Origin of the sequence: Gordonia sp. QH-12 (genome assembly GCF_001578675.1) — a bacterium.
In the GTDB taxonomy this organism is placed as follows: Bacteria; Actinomycetota; Actinomycetes; order Mycobacteriales; family Mycobacteriaceae; genus Gordonia; species Gordonia sihwensis.
In genome coordinates, this window is record NZ_KQ969284.1 from 122461 (window position 1) to 139849 (window position 17389).

Here is a 17389-nt window from a genome sequence, read left to right on the forward strand (position 1 = left end):
CGAGGCAAGGAGCCGCGGTGACCACTCCGGCGGCGATCCCGTTCCACGGGTCGCCGAAGCCGACGCTCGGGGTCGAGTGGGAACTCGCCCTGGTCGACAAGTCGAGTCGCGACTTGTCGAACGCCGCAGACCGGCTCTTCGAGCTCGTCGATGCGCGCGCCGGCGATCAACGCGACAAGATCCATCGCGAACTGCTGCGCAACACGGTGGAATTGGTCACCGGCATCTGCACCACCGTCGGCGAGGCCATGGACGATCTCGGCGGGTCGCTCGACGTTGTGCGCGGGCTGTGCGACGAGATCGGCATCGATCTGTACGGCGCGGGCACCCACCCCTTCGCGGAGTGGTCCGCGCAGCAACTCACCGAAGGCCACCGGTACGCCGAGTTGATCGAGCGGACGCAGTGGTGGGGCAGGCAGATGCTGATCTGGGGCGTGCACGTGCACGTGGGCATCGACAGCCGCGACAAGGTGCTGCCGATCCTGTCGTCGCTGCTGAAGTTCTATCCGCATCTGCTCGCGCTGTCCGCGTCGTCGCCGATGTGGGCCGGACGCTCGACGGGGTATGCGAGCAACCGCGCGATGATGTTCCAGCAGTTGCCGACGGCGGGGCTGCCGTTCCAATTCGAGTCGTGGTCGGAGTTCGAGGGCTTCGCGCAGGACCAGAAGACCACCGGGATCATCGACCACCTCAACGAGATCCGCTGGGACATCCGGCCGTCGCCCCATCTGGGAACCATCGAGGTGCGGGTCTGCGACGGAGTGTCGAACCGGCGTGAACTCGCGGCGATCGTCGCCCTGACCCATTGCTTGATCGTCGACCTCGACCGGCGCCTGTCGGCGGGACAGACGCTGCCGCAGATGGCTCCGTGGCTGGTGCAGGAGAACAAGTGGCGCGCCGCCCGCTACGGGCTCGATGCGATCATCATCCAAGACGCCGAATGCTCGGAGCGCCTCGTGACCGAGGACCTCGCCGAACTGCTGGTGCGTCTGGAACCGGTGGCGGCGTCGCTGGGCTGCCTCGAGGAATTGGGTACGATCGCCGACATCATCGCCGGCGGCGCCAGCTACCAGCGGCAGCGCCGGGTCCTCTCCGAGACCGGCGACATGCGCAAGGTGGTCGACTCGGTGGTCGCCGAACTCGGTTAGCGGACGCGTCCGCGACCGCGGTGGCGCTACCCGCCGTTTCGCGAGGACAATTCGTCCTCGTCCAGAACGTCCTCCCCCAGGGCCTGCTCGCGATACACGAGGCGTCCGACGCGCTGGGCTACCACCGGCGCGGTGATGAGTGCGAACAAGCCGGTCAGGACCAGCATTCCGCCGTCCGGGTGGCTGTCGAGCCTGATGAAGGTGCCCGCGAGCACCAGGATCATGCCGAACGTCTGAGGCTTGGTCGCGGCGTGCATCCGGCTCAGCGTGTCGGGGAATCGGACGATCCCGATGGCGGCGGTGAGGGCCAGCAGCGAGCCGAGCAGGATCAGCGCCGCGGCCACGACGTCGAGGATCACTGGTCGTCCCTCACTCGGAAACGGGCCACGGCGATCGACCCGATGAAACCCACCAGGCTCAGCGCCACGATGCCCGGGACCACGGTGGTGTCGGTGGTGTAGGCCACCCACACCGACAGACCGGAGATCGCGATGGCGACCAGCGCGTCCACGCCGACGAGCCGATCGAGGGTCGAGGGCCCGCGAAGCGTGCGATAGACGGTCAGGAGCACGGCGGTGAGCAGCATCGCGGCACTGATGATCCAGACGACGGTCATGCCTTCTCCTTCCGTGAGCGCTCCTGCTCGACCACCCGACGGCGGTCGGCGAACGGGACGTGATGGTAATCGTCGTCGATTCCGTGGAACGGACTCGGATGCCACTCGTCGTCGCGCTCGAAGGTCTTGATGAACTGTCGCTCCACGTAGGCCATCTGCTTCAGGAACTCGTCGATGTACTTCTGTTTGCGCACGTCGAAGACGTGGATGTACAGCATCCGCTGGTCTTGATCGATCTCGACCACCATGGTGCCGGGCACCAGGTTGATGTAGTCGACGGCCAGCGTGAGCGTGAGGTCGGATTTGATGGCCATGTGCACGCGGACCACCGCACCGAGCGGCGGATCGCCCGGCTTCACCGCGGCCCACGCCACCTGAGCGCTGGAGAGGAAGAAGTTGTAGATCATCGTGCCGACGAGTTTGAGCGCCGAGAGCGGGTGAAACCGACCCTCCACCGGCACCCGCGGCAGCGGCAGCAGGACCATCACCAGCAGGGCGATCAACGCGCCGACCACGATGTTGGCCCAGGTGACGTCGCCCCAGAGAAGCACCCAGACGAAGGTGAGCCAGGCGAAGCCCCACAGTCGCAGGCCGAACTCGCGCAGCGAGCCGCCGGCCCAGGCCGGTGCGTGCAGGTTCTCGTTCAGCCAGACGTAGGTCCGGACCGCGGGCCAGGCCAGGTGCACCAGGGTGACCCGCCACAGGTTGCCGAAGAATGCGGCCACCGGGCGCTTTCCGACGGGTTTCGCGTGCGGCTTGTCTGGGAACGGCGTGTTGCTCATGGCCGGCCTCCGGCGGTGGCGTGTGCGGGGTCGGGCCCGTGCAGAACCGTCGAGATGTACTCGCTGCGGTCGAGGACGCCGTGTGCGGCGTCGTCGGTGAAGTGGAAGATGGGCCCGCCCCACAGCGTCAGCGCCAGACCGGCGGCCACCATCGCCATCGTGGGCAGCACCATGGCCACCGGCATCCGGCCCACGTCCTCGCGTTCCTCGAGCAGGACGTCGGTGCCCTCTTCGATGAGCGCGGACGCGGTGCTCGACGCCATGGCGCCGTCGGGCGCGTCGGCGCGGGCCCGCCAGAACGCCTTGGTCCAGATACGGGCCATCACGTACAGGGTGAGCAGGCTGGTGACGACCGACCCGGCGACCAGCACCCACGCCAGCACCGATCCGTCCTGGGCACCGGCCTCCAGCAGTGCGACCTTGCCGATGAATCCCGAGAACGGCGGAATGCCGCCGAGATTCAGCGCCGGGATCAGGAACAGCCCGGCCAGCAGCGGACTCGCGATGAGTCCGCCGAGGCGCCGCAGCGACGCCGACCCCGCCTGCCGTTCGATCAGTCCCACCACCAGGAACAGCGTGGTCTGCACGAGGATGTGGTGGGCGACGTAGAAGATCGCCGCCGAGGTGGACAGCTCGGAACCGACGGCGATGCCGAACACCATGTAGCCGATGTGGCTCACCAGCGTGAACGACAGCAGTCGCTTGATGTCCGACTGCGCTATGGCGCCGAAGATGCCGACGAGCATGGTCAGCAGTCCCGCGATCATGAGCACGTTGTCCATCGATCCGCCGGGGAACAGCAGGGTGTGCGTGCGGATCAGCGCGTACACGCCGACCTTCGTCAGCAGACCCGCGAACACCGCGGTCACCGGGGCCGGAGCGGTCGGATAGGAGTCGGGAAGCCACGTCGAGAGGGGGAACACGGCCGCTTTGATGCCGAAGGCCACCAGCAGGACCGCGTACAGCGCGTTGCGGGTGCCGTCGGGCACGTCGTCGAGCCGGACGGCCATCTCGGCGAGATTGAGGGTTCCGGTGGTCGCATAGGCGAAGGCGATGCCGGCCAGGAAGATCAGCGACGACACCATCGACACCATGATGTACGACGCGCCGGCTCGCACGCGCTCGGCGCTGGCGCCCAGGGTGAGCAGGACGAAGCTCGCCGCGAGGAGCACCTCGAACGAGACGTACAGGTTGAACAGGTCGCCCGCGAGGAACGAATTGCAGACGCCCGCGGTCAGGATGAGATAGGTCGGCAGGAAGATCGACACCGGCTGCTCGGTGGTTCCGTCCCTGATGCCCTGCCCGATCGCGTAGACCACGACGCACAGCAGCACGGTCAGCGAGATGACCAGCATCAGTGCCGCGAGGCGGTCGACCACCAAGGTGATGCCGAGCGGCGTACCCGCGATGCCGCGGCCGTCCCAGCCGCCGACGTTGACCGCGAAGGTCCCGTGTGCGCTGGTGAGGTAGAGCATCAGGCCGGACGCGATCAGCGCGACGCCGATGGCGGACACCGAGACCGCGCGCTGGATGGTGGGGCTCCGGCCGGCCAGCAGCGTCACGGCGGCCGCCAGCAGCGGAACCATCGTCGGCAGCACGATGAGGACCGGGATCCAGGACGTCTGCGGCGTCATCGTGCCCCCTTCGCGTGCTCGTCGTCGTTCGGTTCGTCCGCGTCCCGCGGCATCTCGTCGCCGTCGTAAGGCAGGTACTCCAGGACCTCGGCGTCCTCGGGCATCAGGTCCGGCTCGTGGACGTTGAGGTGCGCCGCGATGAACTCCTCCGGCGTCAGCGGGTTGCCGTACTTGTCGAACAGGTCGCCGGCGACGGTGTCGGCGCCGGTGGCCGGATCGTCGCTGAGATCGCGATCGGGCTGGGACTCGGGTGTTCCCGTGAGGATCTTGATGTCTTCCTCGTCGTCGCCGAGTTCGTCGTCGGTCGCTGCCTCCGCACCCGGCGGCAGCTTCTCCTCCTCGGCGGCCTGATTGATCTTGAAGAGCCGGTAGGTGACGGCCAGGACGAAGGCCGCGATGCCCAAGGTGATGACGATCGCGGTCAGGATCATTCCCTGCGCCAGCGGGTCGGTGTCGAAGCTCGCCCCGTCGGATTCGCGCCCGCGGATCGGCGGATGGCCGGGCGGCCCGGCGAGGACGAGGATCATCAGATTCAACGCGTTGCCCGCCAGCAGCAGGCCGAACAGCATGCGGATGAGGCTGCGCTCGGTCAGCAGGTAGACGCCCGCGGCGGCCATGGCTCCGGCCACGATCAACAGGCCCAGGTTCACCGACATCACCTCACCTCCTCGGGCTCGGGAGCGGCCGGTTCGGCGGGCTCCGGCGGGGCGTCGGCCACGTCGAGCCGGGCGCCGAGGCTCCGGAGGATGTCCAGGACCAGCCCCACCACGATCAGGTAGATGCCGAGGTCGAAGAACAGGGCGGTGACGATGTGGAACTCGCCGAAGACCGGCAGGCTCAGATCGATGACGGCGGACGAGAGCGCCGGAGCACCGAGCGCCAGGGACACCGCCGCGGTGGTCGCCGAGATCGCGAGCCCGGCGCCGAGGATGGTGCCTGCCTCCACTCTCATCGCCTCGCCGAGTTCGTAGCGGCCGCCCGCGAGGTAGCGGAGCACCAGCGCCAGGCCCATCACCAGACCGCCGGCGAACCCGCCTCCCGGTGCGTTGTGTCCGGCGAAGAAGAAGTAGACCGAGAGCACCACCAGGGTCGGGAAGACGAGCCGCGTGGTGGCCTCGAGGATCAGCGACCGCTGCGCCGGATCACGCATCTCGCTGCCGCGCAGCCACGTGGTGCGTCCGTGTGCGGCGTCGTCCCCGTTGCGGCGCTGAGCGAGTGCCGAGTCGGTGACCCGGGGGACGGCGCCGAACCGGCGGCTCCGGAACACCATCGAGGCCACTCCGGTCGCCGCGACGATCAGGACGGAGATCTCGCCGAGGGTGTCCCAGGCGCGGATGTCGACGAGCAGGACGTTGACCGCGTTGGCTCCGTGACCGAACTCGTACGCGGCGTCGCCGAGGTAGACGTGCAGTGGCTCGGTGGACCGTGCCGCTGCGGCGAACAGCCCGATCACCACCAGCATCGCACCGAAGGCGACGGAGATCGCGATGCGGATGGGGCGATGACCGGTGCGCAGCTTCGGGGTCGCCTCCGACGGAAGTTTGCGCAGGACCAGCACGAACACGACCAGTGTCAGGCTCTCCACCAGAAACTGGGTCAGGGCGAGATCCGGGGCGCCGTACATGGCGAACAGGGCGCCGCAGCCGTATCCGGTGATGCCGAGGGTCAGCAGGCCGGCGAGGCGGTTGCGCAGCACGGCCGTCGCGATCGCCGCGGCGACCATCACGAAGCCGATGACGATCTCTTCGACGGTGTCGAATCCCGCCAGGTGCAGCGACTGCCTGCGTCCCAGGAACAACACGCTGACGGGCAGGATCACCGCGGTCGAGAGGATCACGCCCTGGGTGATGGGCAGTGAACCGCGTTGGGTGTTGCGGGTGACCCAGAGGGAGACGGTGTCGGCGGTGCGCAGCGCGCCGTCGTAGATCCGGTCGGCGTTGAGCCGCGGCGGATGAACGAAGACGTGCGCGCGGCGCGCACGCAGGAACAGGAACAGGCCGGCGCCGCCGGCGACCACGATGATCGAGAAGACGACCGGGAGACCGAAGCCGTGCCACTGCGCGAGATGCTCGATCTCCTCGCCGTAGGCGGGCAGCGACTGCGCATAGGGCTCGAACAGCGAGCCGATCCATCCCGACGCGAACGCCGCGACCACGCCGGCCGCCGACAGCAGTGCCGGAGGGACGAGGAACATGACGGCGGGCTGGTCGAGCTGTGCGACGGCCCTGGTCGGCAGGCGGCGGACCTTGCGTCCGAACGCGCCCCACAGGAAGCGCGTGGTGTACGCGAACGTGATGACCGAACCCACCAGCAGCACCACGTCGACTGCGTGCCGCTGCATAGGGGAGAGCGCGCCGGTGTCCCAGACGCTGCCGAAGGCGGTCTCCTTGCCGACGAAGCCGAAGGTGAACGGCAGGCCGGCCATGCTGGCGCCGGCCACCGCGGCGACCGCGGCGAGCCCGGGCAGTCGTGCGCCGAGGCGTGCGAGCTTGCGGATGTCGCGGGTTCCGGTGGACTTGTCGATGATGCCGACCACCATGAACAGGCACGCTTTGAACATCGCGTGCGCCACCACCATGGCCAGGCCGGCCATGGCGACGTTGGCGTCGCCCACACCCACCAGCACGGTGATGAAACCGAGCTGCGACACCGTGCCGAAGGCGAGGACGAGTTTGAGGTCCAGTTCGCGCAACGATCGCCATCCGCCGAGCACCATCGTGAGCAGACCGAGTCCGATGACCGGTATCTGCCAGCTCAGAAGGGGTGCGAAGGCCGGTGCGAGCCGGGCCACGAGGTACACGCCCGCCTTCACCATGGCCGCGGCGTGCAGGTACGCGCTGACCGGGGTGGGAGCGGCCATCGCGCCGGGAAGCCAGAAGTGGAACGGGACGATGGCCGACTTCGAGAGGGCGCCGATCAGCACCAGGATCACGGCGACGTCGATGTAGACGCTGCCGGCCGGCGGATGGGCGACGAGGTCCGACAGCAGGTAGCTTCCGGTCCGCTCGCCCAGCACGATGATGCCGACGAGCATCGCCAGTCCGCCGAAGGTGGTGACCAGCAGGGCCTGGGTCGCGGCGCGGCGCGAGGTGGCGCGAACCGTGTTGAATCCGACGAGCATGAACGACAGGACCGTCGTCGCCTCCCAGAACACGTACATGACCAGCGTGTTGTCGCTGACGACGAGGCCGAACATCGCGCCTGCGAAGGCCACGACTTCGCCGCCGAAGACCGCGACTCTCCGGCGCATCTGCTGGAAGTAGTTGGCGCAGTAGATCAGCACCAGTGCGCCGACGCCCAGGATCAGCACCGACATGACGGCCGACAGAGTGTCGAACCGCAGCACGATGTCCATCTGCAGGCTGGGGATCCACTCGATCGTCTCCACGCGGGGCGGTGCGCCCGGGGCCGGCCAGTTGGCGACCACCCATGCCAGCCCGGCCGCCGGAGCGAGCGCCAGGACGTAGAAACCGCGGGAGCCGAGAGTCTTGATGATCGGTGGTGAAATGAGCGCACTGACGGCCAGGGCGATCAATACCAGGATCAAAATGGCACTCCGACTTGTGTCGAGGACGGGCGGGCGGGGTGTCGTGGTGACGAGAACTTGAGGTCTACCTTACCGTTTTCGATATGAAGGATTTTCGCAGACTGCTGGCAGCAGCGCTGATCATGGTGTGTGCGGGTGCGCTGTTCGTCGCATGCGGTTCCGATGACGAGCCGTCGCGGCCGGGTGTCGCGCTGCCGTCCGACTTCCCCGAATCAGACGTGCCGATGGTCGACGGAGCGGTGCTCACCGCATCGGGTGAATCGCCCCAGTGGCAGGTCACGGTGCAAGCGCACGCCTCCGACGGCAACCCGTTGACCAACGCGGTCACGAAGCTCACCGATGCCGGTTTCGCGGAGTCCTCCCGGGTCGACGACCCCCAGTCGAAGTCGGTGCTGCTGAGCAAGGACGTCGACGGCAGGCAACTGTGGGTCAACGTGGGACTGTCGTCGACGGCATCGGCCGGGGCCTCGACAGTGATCTATCAGGTGAGCTTCGCCGGCTGAGCGCCGTGCGGGTGAGAGCGGTATCGGTGCGGGCCGCGCCTCGCCGAACCCGAAGCGAACCGGTACGGGCGTCCCAGCGACCTCACAGATTCGGCGGGTTCCCTCGATGGTCGACGGCGACGACTGCGTCGCCACCGGACACGAGGATCGACCAGGATGACTGACCCCAACCGACCCCAGCACGACGACTCGGAGGCCCCCGGCGGGCAGACCGAGCCCCAATCCGACCACCAGCCCGACCCGCAGGCCGGACCGGACCCCACGAGCACCACGGCCCCGACCGAGCCGATCACACCGGTCGCCGGAACGCCGCCCGCCGACCCGGCGGCCGCGCCGGGACAGCCCGGGGCGGCCCATCACCGGCCGCCTCTGGTCGCGGCTCCGGCATCCACCGGCCCGCAGACCGTCGAGGTGCGGCGCAAGTGGCTCGTCGGGGGAGCGGTTGTCGGAGCCATCGCGTGTCTGGGACTCGCCTTCGGTGCCGGCTACGTCACGGGTGACCACACCGGCGGCCACCACAGGCAGAACGAGGCGCGATACGAGCGCGGCGCGACCATGCGCGGATTCATGGGGCAGGAGCGCAACGGTCTCGGTGGTCAGCGGTGGCGCATGATGCCGCCGGGATCGGCCAACGGCGACGGCCAGACGCCGGGGCAGCAGAACCAGACCCCCGATCAGAACCAGACTCCCGGGCAGCAGACGCCGGGCCAGTCGGGATCGGCGACCACGACGCCGGGAACCTCCAGCTGAACCGACGGCCCGCACGGGCCCGCGGCGAGACCGCACAGACGACGATGGCGGCGTCCGCACCCCTCGGGGTGGCCGATGCCGCCATCGTTCTGCGGTCGTCGCCTCGGCGACTCCCTGCCGGAATTACTTGCCGGGGCGCTTCTTCCCGGCGGCCAGACCGAAGCCCTTGGCCTTCGACGCACCGGTCTCCGTGATCGTCCGGCTGTCGGACGAGCCGGCCGCCGGAGCCGGAGCCTCGGCGGGCTCGTCGGTCTGAGCGGCGGTCTCGCCGGCCGCCGGCGCGGCGGGCTCTTCCGGCGCAGCAGGCTCCGGTGCGGGTGCGGTCTCCGCGGGGGCCGAGGGCTCCGCCGCCGTCGCTGCAGCCTTCGGGGCGCCGGGCTTCTTGGCGCCCGGCTTCTTCAGGCCTGCGGCCATGCCGAACCCCTTGGCCTTGCCCTCGGTGCCCGACGTGGTGGCAGCGGCAGCGGGGGCCGCCGTGCCGGTGTCGGCGCTGGTTGCATCGGCCGGGGCTTCGTCGGCCGGCTCGGTCGCAGCCGACTCGGTCGCCGCGCGAGCCGTCGGCTCGGCCGGTGCTGCGGCTGCGGGCTTGGCCGCGCCCGGCTTCTTGGCTCCGGGCTTTTTGAGCCCGCCGGCCATGCCGAAGCCCTTGGCCTTGCCCTCGGTGGCCGTGGTCTCGACCGGCGCCGCTGCCCCGCTCGTCGCTGACTCGGTTGCCGCTGACTCGGTCGCAGCGTCGTCGGTCGCGGGTGCCGCCGATGCCGCTGCCGCGGGCTTGGCCGCGCCCGGCTTGGGAGCGCCGCCGGGCTTCTTGAGTCCGCCCGGCTTCTTCAGCCCGCCGCCCATGGCCAGTCCCTTGGCGGGAGCTGCCTGGGTGGTCTCGGCCGCCGGTGCGGCCGGGGCCGTGGCACCGCCGGGCTTGGGGGCGCCGCCGGGCTTCTTGAGTCCGCCCGGCTTCTTGAGCCCGCCGCTCTTCGGTGCAAGACCCACCGCGGGCTTCGCTTCGGCCGGGGCCGCGGTGGCGGCGGGAGCTGCGGGCTTCGCCGCAGCGGCGACCGGCTCGGGCTCGGGCTCGGGGGCGCGCTCGGTCTGAATCGGCCCGAGGAAGTTGCCGCCGCGCTTGACCTCCGGACGGCCGCGCTTGACGCCCTCCAGGATCAGCTGGCTGACGTCCACGACCTCGACCTGCCCCTCGTCCTCGGTGCCCGAGGTCTGAGCGGTCACGCCGTCGGTGAGCATCACGCGGCAGAACGGGCAGCCGGTCGCGATCTTGCGGACCTGCTTGTTGCCGTCCGCGTCGGTCGGCCGGGAGTTCAGCGTGCTGAGCGCCTCGTCGACGCGGTCGACGTTGATGCGCTTGCCGATCTGCTCCTCCATCCACATCCGGGCGCCGCCGGCGCCACAGCACATGGAGCGTTCGCCGTGGCGAGGCATCTCGGTGAGCGTGGAGCCCGAGGACTCCATCAGTTCACGCGGAGCGTCGTAGACCTTGTTGTGGCGGCCCAGGTAGCAGGGATCGTGGTAGGTGACCTGCTCGCCCGCCGGTGCGGCGACCGGCACCAGACGCTTCTCACGGACCAGCCGGTTCAGCAGCTGGGTGTGGTGGACCACCTCGTACTTGCCGCCCACCTGCGGGTACTCGTTGCCGATGGCGTTGAAGCAGTGCGCACAGGTCACCACGATCTTCTTGCGCTGCTCGGGCGCGGTCGCGAACACCTCGTCGAAGGTGTCGATGTTCTGCTGTGCCAGCATCTGGAACAGGAACTCGTTGCCCGCACGACGAGCGGAGTCACCCGTGCAGGTCTCGCCCTGGCCCAGCACCATGAAGTCGACGGCCGCGATGTCGAGCAGTTCGGCAACGGCCTTGGTGGTCTTCTTCGCGCGGTCCTCGTAGGCGCCTGCGCAACCGACCCAGAAGAGGTACTCGTAGCCCTCGAACGAGTCGACGTCCTGGCCGTAGACCGGGATGTGGATGTCCATCTCGTCGATCCAGGCAGTGCGCTGCGAGGCGTTCTGGCCCCACGGGTTGCCCTTGTTCTCGAGGTTCTTGAACATGCCCGCGAGCTCGGACGGGAAGTCCGACTCGATGAGGACCTGGTACCGGCGCATGTCGATGAAGTGGTCGACGTGCTCGATGTCCACCGGGCACTGCTCCACGCAGGCGCCGCAGGTGGTGCAGCTCCACAGAGCCTCGGCGTCGATGACGGCACCGGTGGTGCCCTCGGACTCGCCGACCAGCTTGCGCTCGGCCTCGGCGCGAGCGGCCGCGGGGACCTTGTTCAGGCGGGCCTCGTCGACGTTGCCGTCGGCGTCGACGATGCCGACCTCGTCGCCGCCCATGTCCTTGCGGCCGCCGGCGAACAGGTACGGCGCCTTGGCCTGGCCGTGGTCGCGCAGCGACATGATCATCAGCTTCGGCGACAGCGGCTTGCCGGTGTTCCAGGCCGGGCACTGGCTCTGGCAGCGACCGCACTCGGTGCAGGTGGTGAAGTCCAGCCAGCCCTTCCAGCTGAAGTCCTCGATCTTGCCCGCGCCGAACGCGTCCACGTCCGGGTCGGCGGTCTCCATGTCCAGGACCTTGCCCTGGCTCATCATCGGCTTGGCCGCACCCAGTGCGACGCCGCCGTCGCTCTCACGCTTGAAGTAGATGTTGAAGAAGGCCGCGAAGCGGTGCCAGGCCACACCCCAGTCGATGTTGAGGCCGACGACGGCGAGCCAGACCATGCCGCTCATCAGCTTGACGACGGCCGCGGCGGTGACCCAGTAGACGGAGCTGCCCTCGAAGAGCTGGGCGAAGTAGTGCGTGAAGAACGAGGTCCAGACCGGCGGGTTCTCGATGCCCGACGAGATCTTGAAGGTCTTCACGAAGATCATGCCGAGGCCCTCGATCAGGACCACTGCCTCGACGAAGTAGGCGGCGCCGAACCGCGAGCCCGAGAAGCGCGACAGCCGGGCAGGGACGCGGGGATGGTTCAGCTGACGGATGACCATCAACACCACGATGCCGATGACGGTGGCCAGACCCAGGACCTCGTCGGCGAAGATGTAGATGTTCCAGGCACCGATGACGGGCCAGTGGAATTCGGGATCGAAGATCTGACCGTACGCCTCGAACCAGAAGACGAAGCCGATCAGGAAGCCGAACATCACCAGCCAGTGGGCCCAGCCGACGGTGCGGAACTTGACCATGCGGGTGTGCGCGACGAATTCCTTCATCATCGTCGCGAAACGCTTCCCGGGGTAGGCGAACCGCGAGGGCTCCACCTTCTGGCCCTGGGCGATGGATCGGACCATCGTGCCCACGCCGCGAAGGAAGAGCGCCCAGCATACGAGGCTGAGTAATACGGCGATGGTTCCGATCACGGCGGTAGTCGTCGTCACTGGAAGTACCGGCCTTTCTGTCCAGGTCGTACCAAGACGTCAAAGCGCTCGGGTCATAGCACTCCGCGTCAACCTTTATTCCCTGGTTACCGTAAAGGTTCGACCCTGCTCGGGTCTGCCAAGGTTTGCCTAACTTCGCCTGCAGATCGGCCGTCACGGTTTCCGTTCACCGGTATGTTACTCGCGAGTAATAAGAGGGTCCAGTCCGTATCGAGAGTGTGCTGAGGCGCACGAATCTGAGTCGACACGCCGAATTCGTGCCGTGAATCTGTGTCACCTGATCGGTTGAAAGTGGTGCTTATCACTAGAAAGTTACCGTTCGGTACGAGTCCGGCGGCGGGAGGCGGCAGCCCCGCGCGACGGGGGTGCCGGGCTCCTGTGTGAGCCATTCCCTTCGATTAGAGAAGAGTCCCAGGTGACCTCGATGGATACCCGATCTCGAAGCCGTCGGCAGCGACGCACCCGTCTGACGACGGGCCTCACCGCGGTCGCGGCGTCGGCCGCACTCCTCGCGGGCGGAGTCGGCGCCGCGCCGGCGAACGCCGCGAACGGCCTGCCGGATTTCCCCTCGTACAAGTGTGCGCCGGGGCAGCAGACCGCGCCCAGCCCCGTCGGCGACACCGTCGACTGCGGGGCTGCCCGCCCCGCGGTGCTCGCGAAAATCGGCGACGGCCTGATCGGCCTGGTGCTGCCCGATCTGGGCCTGAACCTCGCCGATATGAATTCGGCCACTGCCATCAGCCTGGCGCCGCTGTTCGGCACCTCGTACCCGGGCGCCGCGACGATCGCGGGCACCGGTCTGGCGTCGGCGCTCGCCGTCGGCGGCACCGCCAACGCGCAGGCCGACGCCTTCCTGTCCGGCGCCATCTCGGTCGGCAGCCTCGGCGCGGTCTCCGATTCGCGGGCCACCGGCGGCCTGGGGCTGTCGATCGGAGCGGGAGTGTCGGAGACCTCGGTCCGGGCACTGCCGCTCGGCGTCGCGATCGCGATGGGGCTGGGCGAGAACGCGACCGCCACGGCGCTCGGCGGCGTCGCGGTGGCGACTGGCTTCCTCGACGGCATCGCGAACGCGCCGGACCCGACCAAGAGTTCGGTGGTATGCACCGCGCTGTACGGAAAGGCGCAGGTCACCGACGGGGAGACCGGAGAGAACTACTCGTCGTGCACCAGCGTGGCGTTCATCTTCCAGAAGTCGCAGCAGGGCGACGGGCCGGTGGTCTACTCGATCAAGAATCCGTTCTCGCTGACGCTCGGCTCTCCGCTGGCGCCGATGACGACCCTGCTCGACATGGTGGGTGCGCTCGGCATTCCGGCGCCCTTCCCGGACTCGGTGACCGGCATCCTCACCGGCAATGTGATCCCGACCTTCTCGCAAGACCTCATCCGTATCGTGATGACCGACCATGGGCCGCGGATCGAGACCGACCTGTTCGCCAAGAAGCCGGCTCCCACGCCGCCGGCGACCGAGCCGTCCACCGCATCGACCGCGGCACGGGTCGCCGATGTGCAGGCGACGAGCACCTCCGCGGCAGCCGACTCGGCGCAGACGACCGTTGGTTCGGAGGCCACTGAGAACACCTCCGCTGAGACCACGGCACCGTCCGGGGAGCCCTCGGCCACCGAGCCCGCCCCGGCGGCCGACGCCGCGCCCGAGCCTGCGCCGACCTCCGAGGCGCCGGCCGTCACCGACGAGCCCGCCGCCGAGCCGTCGCAGGATTCAGCGGCCGAGCAGCCCTCCGACGACCAGTCGTCGGAGCCCGCCGCTGAGCCGTCCGCGAACGAGAGCGTCGCTGACACCGCGGATTCCGCACCGGCCGCCGAGGCGCCCGCGGCGTGACCGATTCGGGCGATTTGCTGTGACCACCGTCACTGCGAACTACCATGACGGTGTCGCAAACCGTCCGCGTTGGAGGGAGCAGTCCGATGATGAACAGCTGGAACAGAATCCGCCGGAGCCTCGCCGAGTACTTCGCGACGGGATCGGCTGTCGCACTGATCACCAGCGGCCTGACCTGACTCGGTAGCGCGATCAACAGCCCGCCCCGCCACCGCGGGGCGGGCTTCGCGCTGCCGGTCACCGTGCCGGAGGCAGTGCCTCCAACTCGGCCAGCGACGTCTCCAGGTGGGCCAGTATGCGCTGGAGGCTCGGCAGCTGGGCCCGCGCACCGATGACGCCGAACCCGGCCTTGCCGCCGATCGTCGTGACGGTGATGTTCATGGCCTGCCCCTCCATCGGAATGGAGACCGGGTACGAGCCGTCCAGCCGGGCGCCGTTCCAGTACAGCGGCTCCTCCGGTCCGGGCACGTTCGAGATGATCAGATTGAACGCGCGCGGTGTGTACTCGACGAACCCGGGGACCGTCGCGAAGGCCAGCGGCCAGATGGTCGCGGCGCCCAGGGCGAGAGCCTGCAGCGGTTTGAGCCCGCGCACCACGTTCTTGGCGCCGTGGGTGGACGCCTTGATGGCAGCCACCCGGTCGGCGGGAGACTCGATGTCGGTGGCCAACCGCACGGTGATCGCGGTGACCGCGTTCCCGTCGGAGTCTCCGTCGCTGTGCAGCGACACCGGCATCATCGCCACCAGTGACTCATCGGGCAGGCCGTCGTGATCGCTCAGGTAGCGGCGGAGCGCTCCGGAGCACATGGCGAGGATGACGTCGTTGAGCGTCATCTGCTGCGCCCGAGCCACCGCGCGAAGCCTGGTGACCGGCCAGTCCTGCGCGGCGAAGCGGCGCGCCGAGCCTATCGACTGGTTCAGGATCGTCGACGGCGCCATCTGCATCGGGGCCGCGTAATCCTTGTCGAAGACGCCCGCGGCGGCGATCCGGGCGGCGGCCGGCGCCATGCCGACCACCTGGCCCGCGGTGTCGGCGATCGCTCCGGCCACGCCCGTCACCGCACCGAGCAACCGCGACGAGCCCTTCGGCGGCCGTTGCTCCCGCCGCCGGCGGCGCCGTCGACGCACCAGCTCCATATCCCAGAAGGCGGTACCGGAACGGTCGTCGGGATCGGTGGAGAGGGAGCGCTGCAGCAAGCGCAGGGCGGAGACGCCGTCGACGATCGAATGATGGATCTTCGTGTAGAGCGCCACGCGGCCGTCCGCCAAGCCCTCGATGATGTGGATCTCCCACATCGGGCGACGGCGGTCGAGGAGGGCGCCGTGATTCAGCGACACGTAGCGGAGCAGGTCTTTGATCTCACCCGGACGGGGCAGAACGATGTGTCTGATGTGATAGTCGAAGTCGACCTCGTCGTCCTGCGTCCACGCGGTGTATCCGGCGATCTGGGCGGGTGTGGCCGGGCGCTTGAGGAACATCGGCGAGACGTCGGTCGCGGCGTGGAAGCGTTCGGATATCTCGTCGGCCAGATCCTCGGCCGACTGGCCTTCGCGGGGTACGAACAGTTGCAGCCCGCCCACGTGCATCGGCTGATCTCGCGTCTCGGCGATCAGGAACATCGATTCGGTCACCGGCATGTACTGCATCGGTGTCTCCCCTCCCTGCGCGACCGCGCGTCCCGCTTGCGAGAGATTGTGACAGCCTTCCGGTCGGGATGACCGGGGGACCCGGGACCGGGTCGGTGTGCCCGGGTGGCCGGCGCTGCGTCTAGGTTGGACCGGTGCCCCTGCGTTCCCCCGCGATCCGGCGTCTGATTCCGGTGATTCTGCTGTCAGTGATCGCCGTCGAAGCGGTCGTCACGATCGCGTCGGTGTGGATGGCAGTGGGTGCGCGGGGACGAGTGGTGCAGGCCTCCGAGATCCCGGACGACGCGCCCCGCACCATGATCGTGCTCGGAGCCAAGGTCCGCGACGGGCAGGTCGGCGACTACGTCGGGCCGCGGCTCGACGTGGCGGTGAACGCCTACCGGTCCGGCCGCGTGGACCGCATCGTCGTATCCGGCAACGACGCCGACTCCGCGGGCAACGAGGTACGGGTGATGCGCGCGTACCTCCAGGCCCTCGGAGTGCCGTCGACGAGCATCGTCGACGATCCGCTCGGGGTGAACACCAACGCCACGTGCCGCCGGGCCGCGACGATGTACGACGTCCGCTCCGCGATGATCGTGACGCAGAACTTCCACGTGGCGCGCGCGGTGACGCTGTGCCGCGCGTGGGATGTCGACGCGCTGGGCGTGGTGGCGGCGTGCGACCGCTGCTCGCCGCTGAGCCTGGTCCGCAACCAGCTCCGCGAGGCGCTCGGCTCACGGCCGCGCGCGGTGATCGACACCGTCCGCGCACGCCGCTGAGCCGCGGGCTGCGGCGGTCATTCGGACGGCGTATCGCCGCCGTCGCCCGCCGTAGCGTGAGTCCATGCCTGACAACCCCGCCCGCAGCGGCGCGAGTGCGGCCGCCGCATCGGCCGGCCAGGTCCGGGTCTCGGGTCTGGCGGTCGCGACCGGCGCGTCGCACGACCGCCGTCTCGGACCGGCGCACGCCGCGCTCGGCGACGCGGGGCTCGAGGTCCGCGACGTGGTCGCGGTGATCCACGTGAGGCCGCCGGCCGGCGACACCTGGTCGGCCGAGCGGGTGCGCGACGAACTGGGACTCGGGGGAGCCCCTGCGGTGCGCGCACTCGATGTGGTCGACGACGGCTGCGGGGTGCCGTCGTCGATCGCGGTGGGATCGTCGATGCTGGCGCAGACGCACGGCGCGGTGCTGGTGGTGGTCGCGGGAGCGGCCGCGGTGCTGACCGGCACCCCGCAGCCGGGACACCGCCGCGGCGACCGGAACGGTTCGGCTCTGCGGTCGAGCGCCGACTCGGACGGTACGCATGCCGCAGTCGAGCGGGTGCTGACCGCGGTCGGTGACGATCTGCCGATCGTGGCCGTGGCGCCCGGAGGCATCCGGCTCGCGGCCGGCCGTCGGTTCGTGGCGACGAGCCTGTCGACGCACGCCGCCGCGCCGATCGAGGGGCTCATCGACGCGCGCGCCGGCGGGCACTCCGAGGTGGTGCTGGTGACCGCGAACGGGTCGGGCCACGCTGCCGCCGTGGTGTGCCGGTTGCGCGATTGAGTCCGAGCCGCGCCGACGAC

The 17389-nt window shown here is 69.1% G+C and carries 14 protein-coding genes; 6 read left to right on the top strand and 8 right to left on the bottom strand.

What is annotated here, in order from left to right; genetic code table 11:
* The first annotated feature begins 17 nt into the window (after positions 1 to 17).
* On the top strand, positions 18 to 1148 hold the full coding sequence (locus tag Y710_RS04070) for a glutamate--cysteine ligase (protein ID WP_062366461.1): 1131 nt from the start codon (positions 18 to 20) through the stop codon (positions 1146 to 1148).
* A gap of 26 nt (positions 1149 to 1174) precedes the next feature.
* Here the strand turns inward: Y710_RS04070 and mnhG are convergent, their stop codons facing one another.
* The 6 genes from mnhG to Y710_RS04100 are packed head-to-tail and all read right to left on the bottom strand — an operon-like array spanning position 1175 to position 7727.
* Entirely contained in the window at positions 1175 to 1507 is a 333-nt protein-coding gene (mnhG, locus tag Y710_RS04075; RefSeq protein ID WP_006898001.1) for a monovalent cation/H(+) antiporter subunit G, read from the bottom strand.
* On the bottom strand, positions 1504 to 1764 hold the full coding sequence (locus Y710_RS04080) for a monovalent cation/H+ antiporter complex subunit F (RefSeq protein WP_006898002.1): 261 nt from the start codon (positions 1762 to 1764) through the stop codon (positions 1504 to 1506). Before Y710_RS04080 ends, mnhG begins: the two co-directional genes overlap by 4 nt.
* Positions 1761 to 2546 (bottom strand): Na+/H+ antiporter subunit E, encoded by a 786-nt coding sequence (locus Y710_RS04085; RefSeq protein ID WP_006898003.1) that lies wholly within the window; start codon positions 2544 to 2546, stop codon positions 1761 to 1763. The genes Y710_RS04080 and Y710_RS04085 overlap by 4 nt, the downstream gene beginning before the upstream one ends.
* A complete protein-coding gene (locus Y710_RS04090) occupies positions 2543 to 4180 on the bottom strand; it encodes a Na+/H+ antiporter subunit D (protein WP_062366463.1) in 1638 nt (545 codons plus the stop codon). Before Y710_RS04090 ends, Y710_RS04085 begins: the two co-directional genes overlap by 4 nt.
* On the bottom strand, positions 4177 to 4836 hold the full coding sequence (locus Y710_RS04095) for a Na(+)/H(+) antiporter subunit C (RefSeq protein WP_062366465.1): 660 nt from the start codon (positions 4834 to 4836) through the stop codon (positions 4177 to 4179). Before Y710_RS04095 ends, Y710_RS04090 begins: the two co-directional genes overlap by 4 nt.
* Positions 4836 to 7727 carry a Na+/H+ antiporter subunit A gene (locus Y710_RS04100; protein ID WP_062366467.1) on the bottom strand — a complete coding sequence of 964 codons (2892 nt, stop codon included), beginning with the start codon at positions 7725 to 7727 and terminating at the stop codon, positions 4836 to 4838. The genes Y710_RS04095 and Y710_RS04100 overlap by 1 nt, the downstream gene beginning before the upstream one ends.
* 83 nt (positions 7728 to 7810) lie before the next feature.
* Between Y710_RS04100 and Y710_RS04105 the strand changes: the two genes are divergently transcribed.
* On the top strand, positions 7811 to 8230 hold the full coding sequence (locus tag Y710_RS04105) for a hypothetical protein (protein WP_006898007.1): 420 nt from the start codon (positions 7811 to 7813) through the stop codon (positions 8228 to 8230).
* A 156-nt stretch (positions 8231 to 8386) separates the two neighbouring features.
* On the top strand, positions 8387 to 8980 hold the full coding sequence (locus Y710_RS04110) for a hypothetical protein (RefSeq protein WP_062366469.1): 594 nt from the start codon (positions 8387 to 8389) through the stop codon (positions 8978 to 8980).
* Positions 8981 to 9103: 123 nt separating this feature from the next.
* Here Y710_RS04110 and Y710_RS04115 read toward each other — a convergent pair whose 3' ends face one another.
* Complete coding sequence (locus Y710_RS04115; RefSeq protein ID WP_062366471.1) at positions 9104 to 12358, bottom strand: (Fe-S)-binding protein; 3255 nt, start codon at positions 12356 to 12358, stop codon at positions 9104 to 9106.
* A gap of 424 nt (positions 12359 to 12782) precedes the next feature.
* On the opposite strand from Y710_RS04115, the gene Y710_RS04120 reads away from it, so the two are divergent.
* Positions 12783 to 14195 (top strand): hypothetical protein, encoded by a 1413-nt coding sequence (locus tag Y710_RS04120; RefSeq protein ID WP_062366554.1) that lies wholly within the window; start codon positions 12783 to 12785, stop codon positions 14193 to 14195.
* Between the two features lie 237 nt (positions 14196 to 14432).
* Here Y710_RS04120 and Y710_RS04125 read toward each other — a convergent pair whose 3' ends face one another.
* On the bottom strand, positions 14433 to 15842 hold the full coding sequence (locus Y710_RS04125; protein ID WP_062366473.1) for a WS/DGAT/MGAT family O-acyltransferase: 1410 nt from the start codon (positions 15840 to 15842) through the stop codon (positions 14433 to 14435).
* 134 nt (positions 15843 to 15976) lie between these two features.
* Between Y710_RS04125 and Y710_RS04130 the strand changes: the two genes are divergently transcribed.
* Positions 15977 to 16603, top strand: a complete 627-nt coding sequence (locus tag Y710_RS04130; protein ID WP_062366475.1) for a SanA/YdcF family protein — start codon at positions 15977 to 15979, stop codon at positions 16601 to 16603.
* Positions 16604 to 16667: 64 nt separating this feature from the next.
* On the top strand, positions 16668 to 17369 hold the full coding sequence (locus tag Y710_RS04135) for a hypothetical protein (RefSeq protein WP_062366477.1): 702 nt from the start codon (positions 16668 to 16670) through the stop codon (positions 17367 to 17369).
* Positions 17370 to 17389 lie beyond the last annotated feature (20 nt).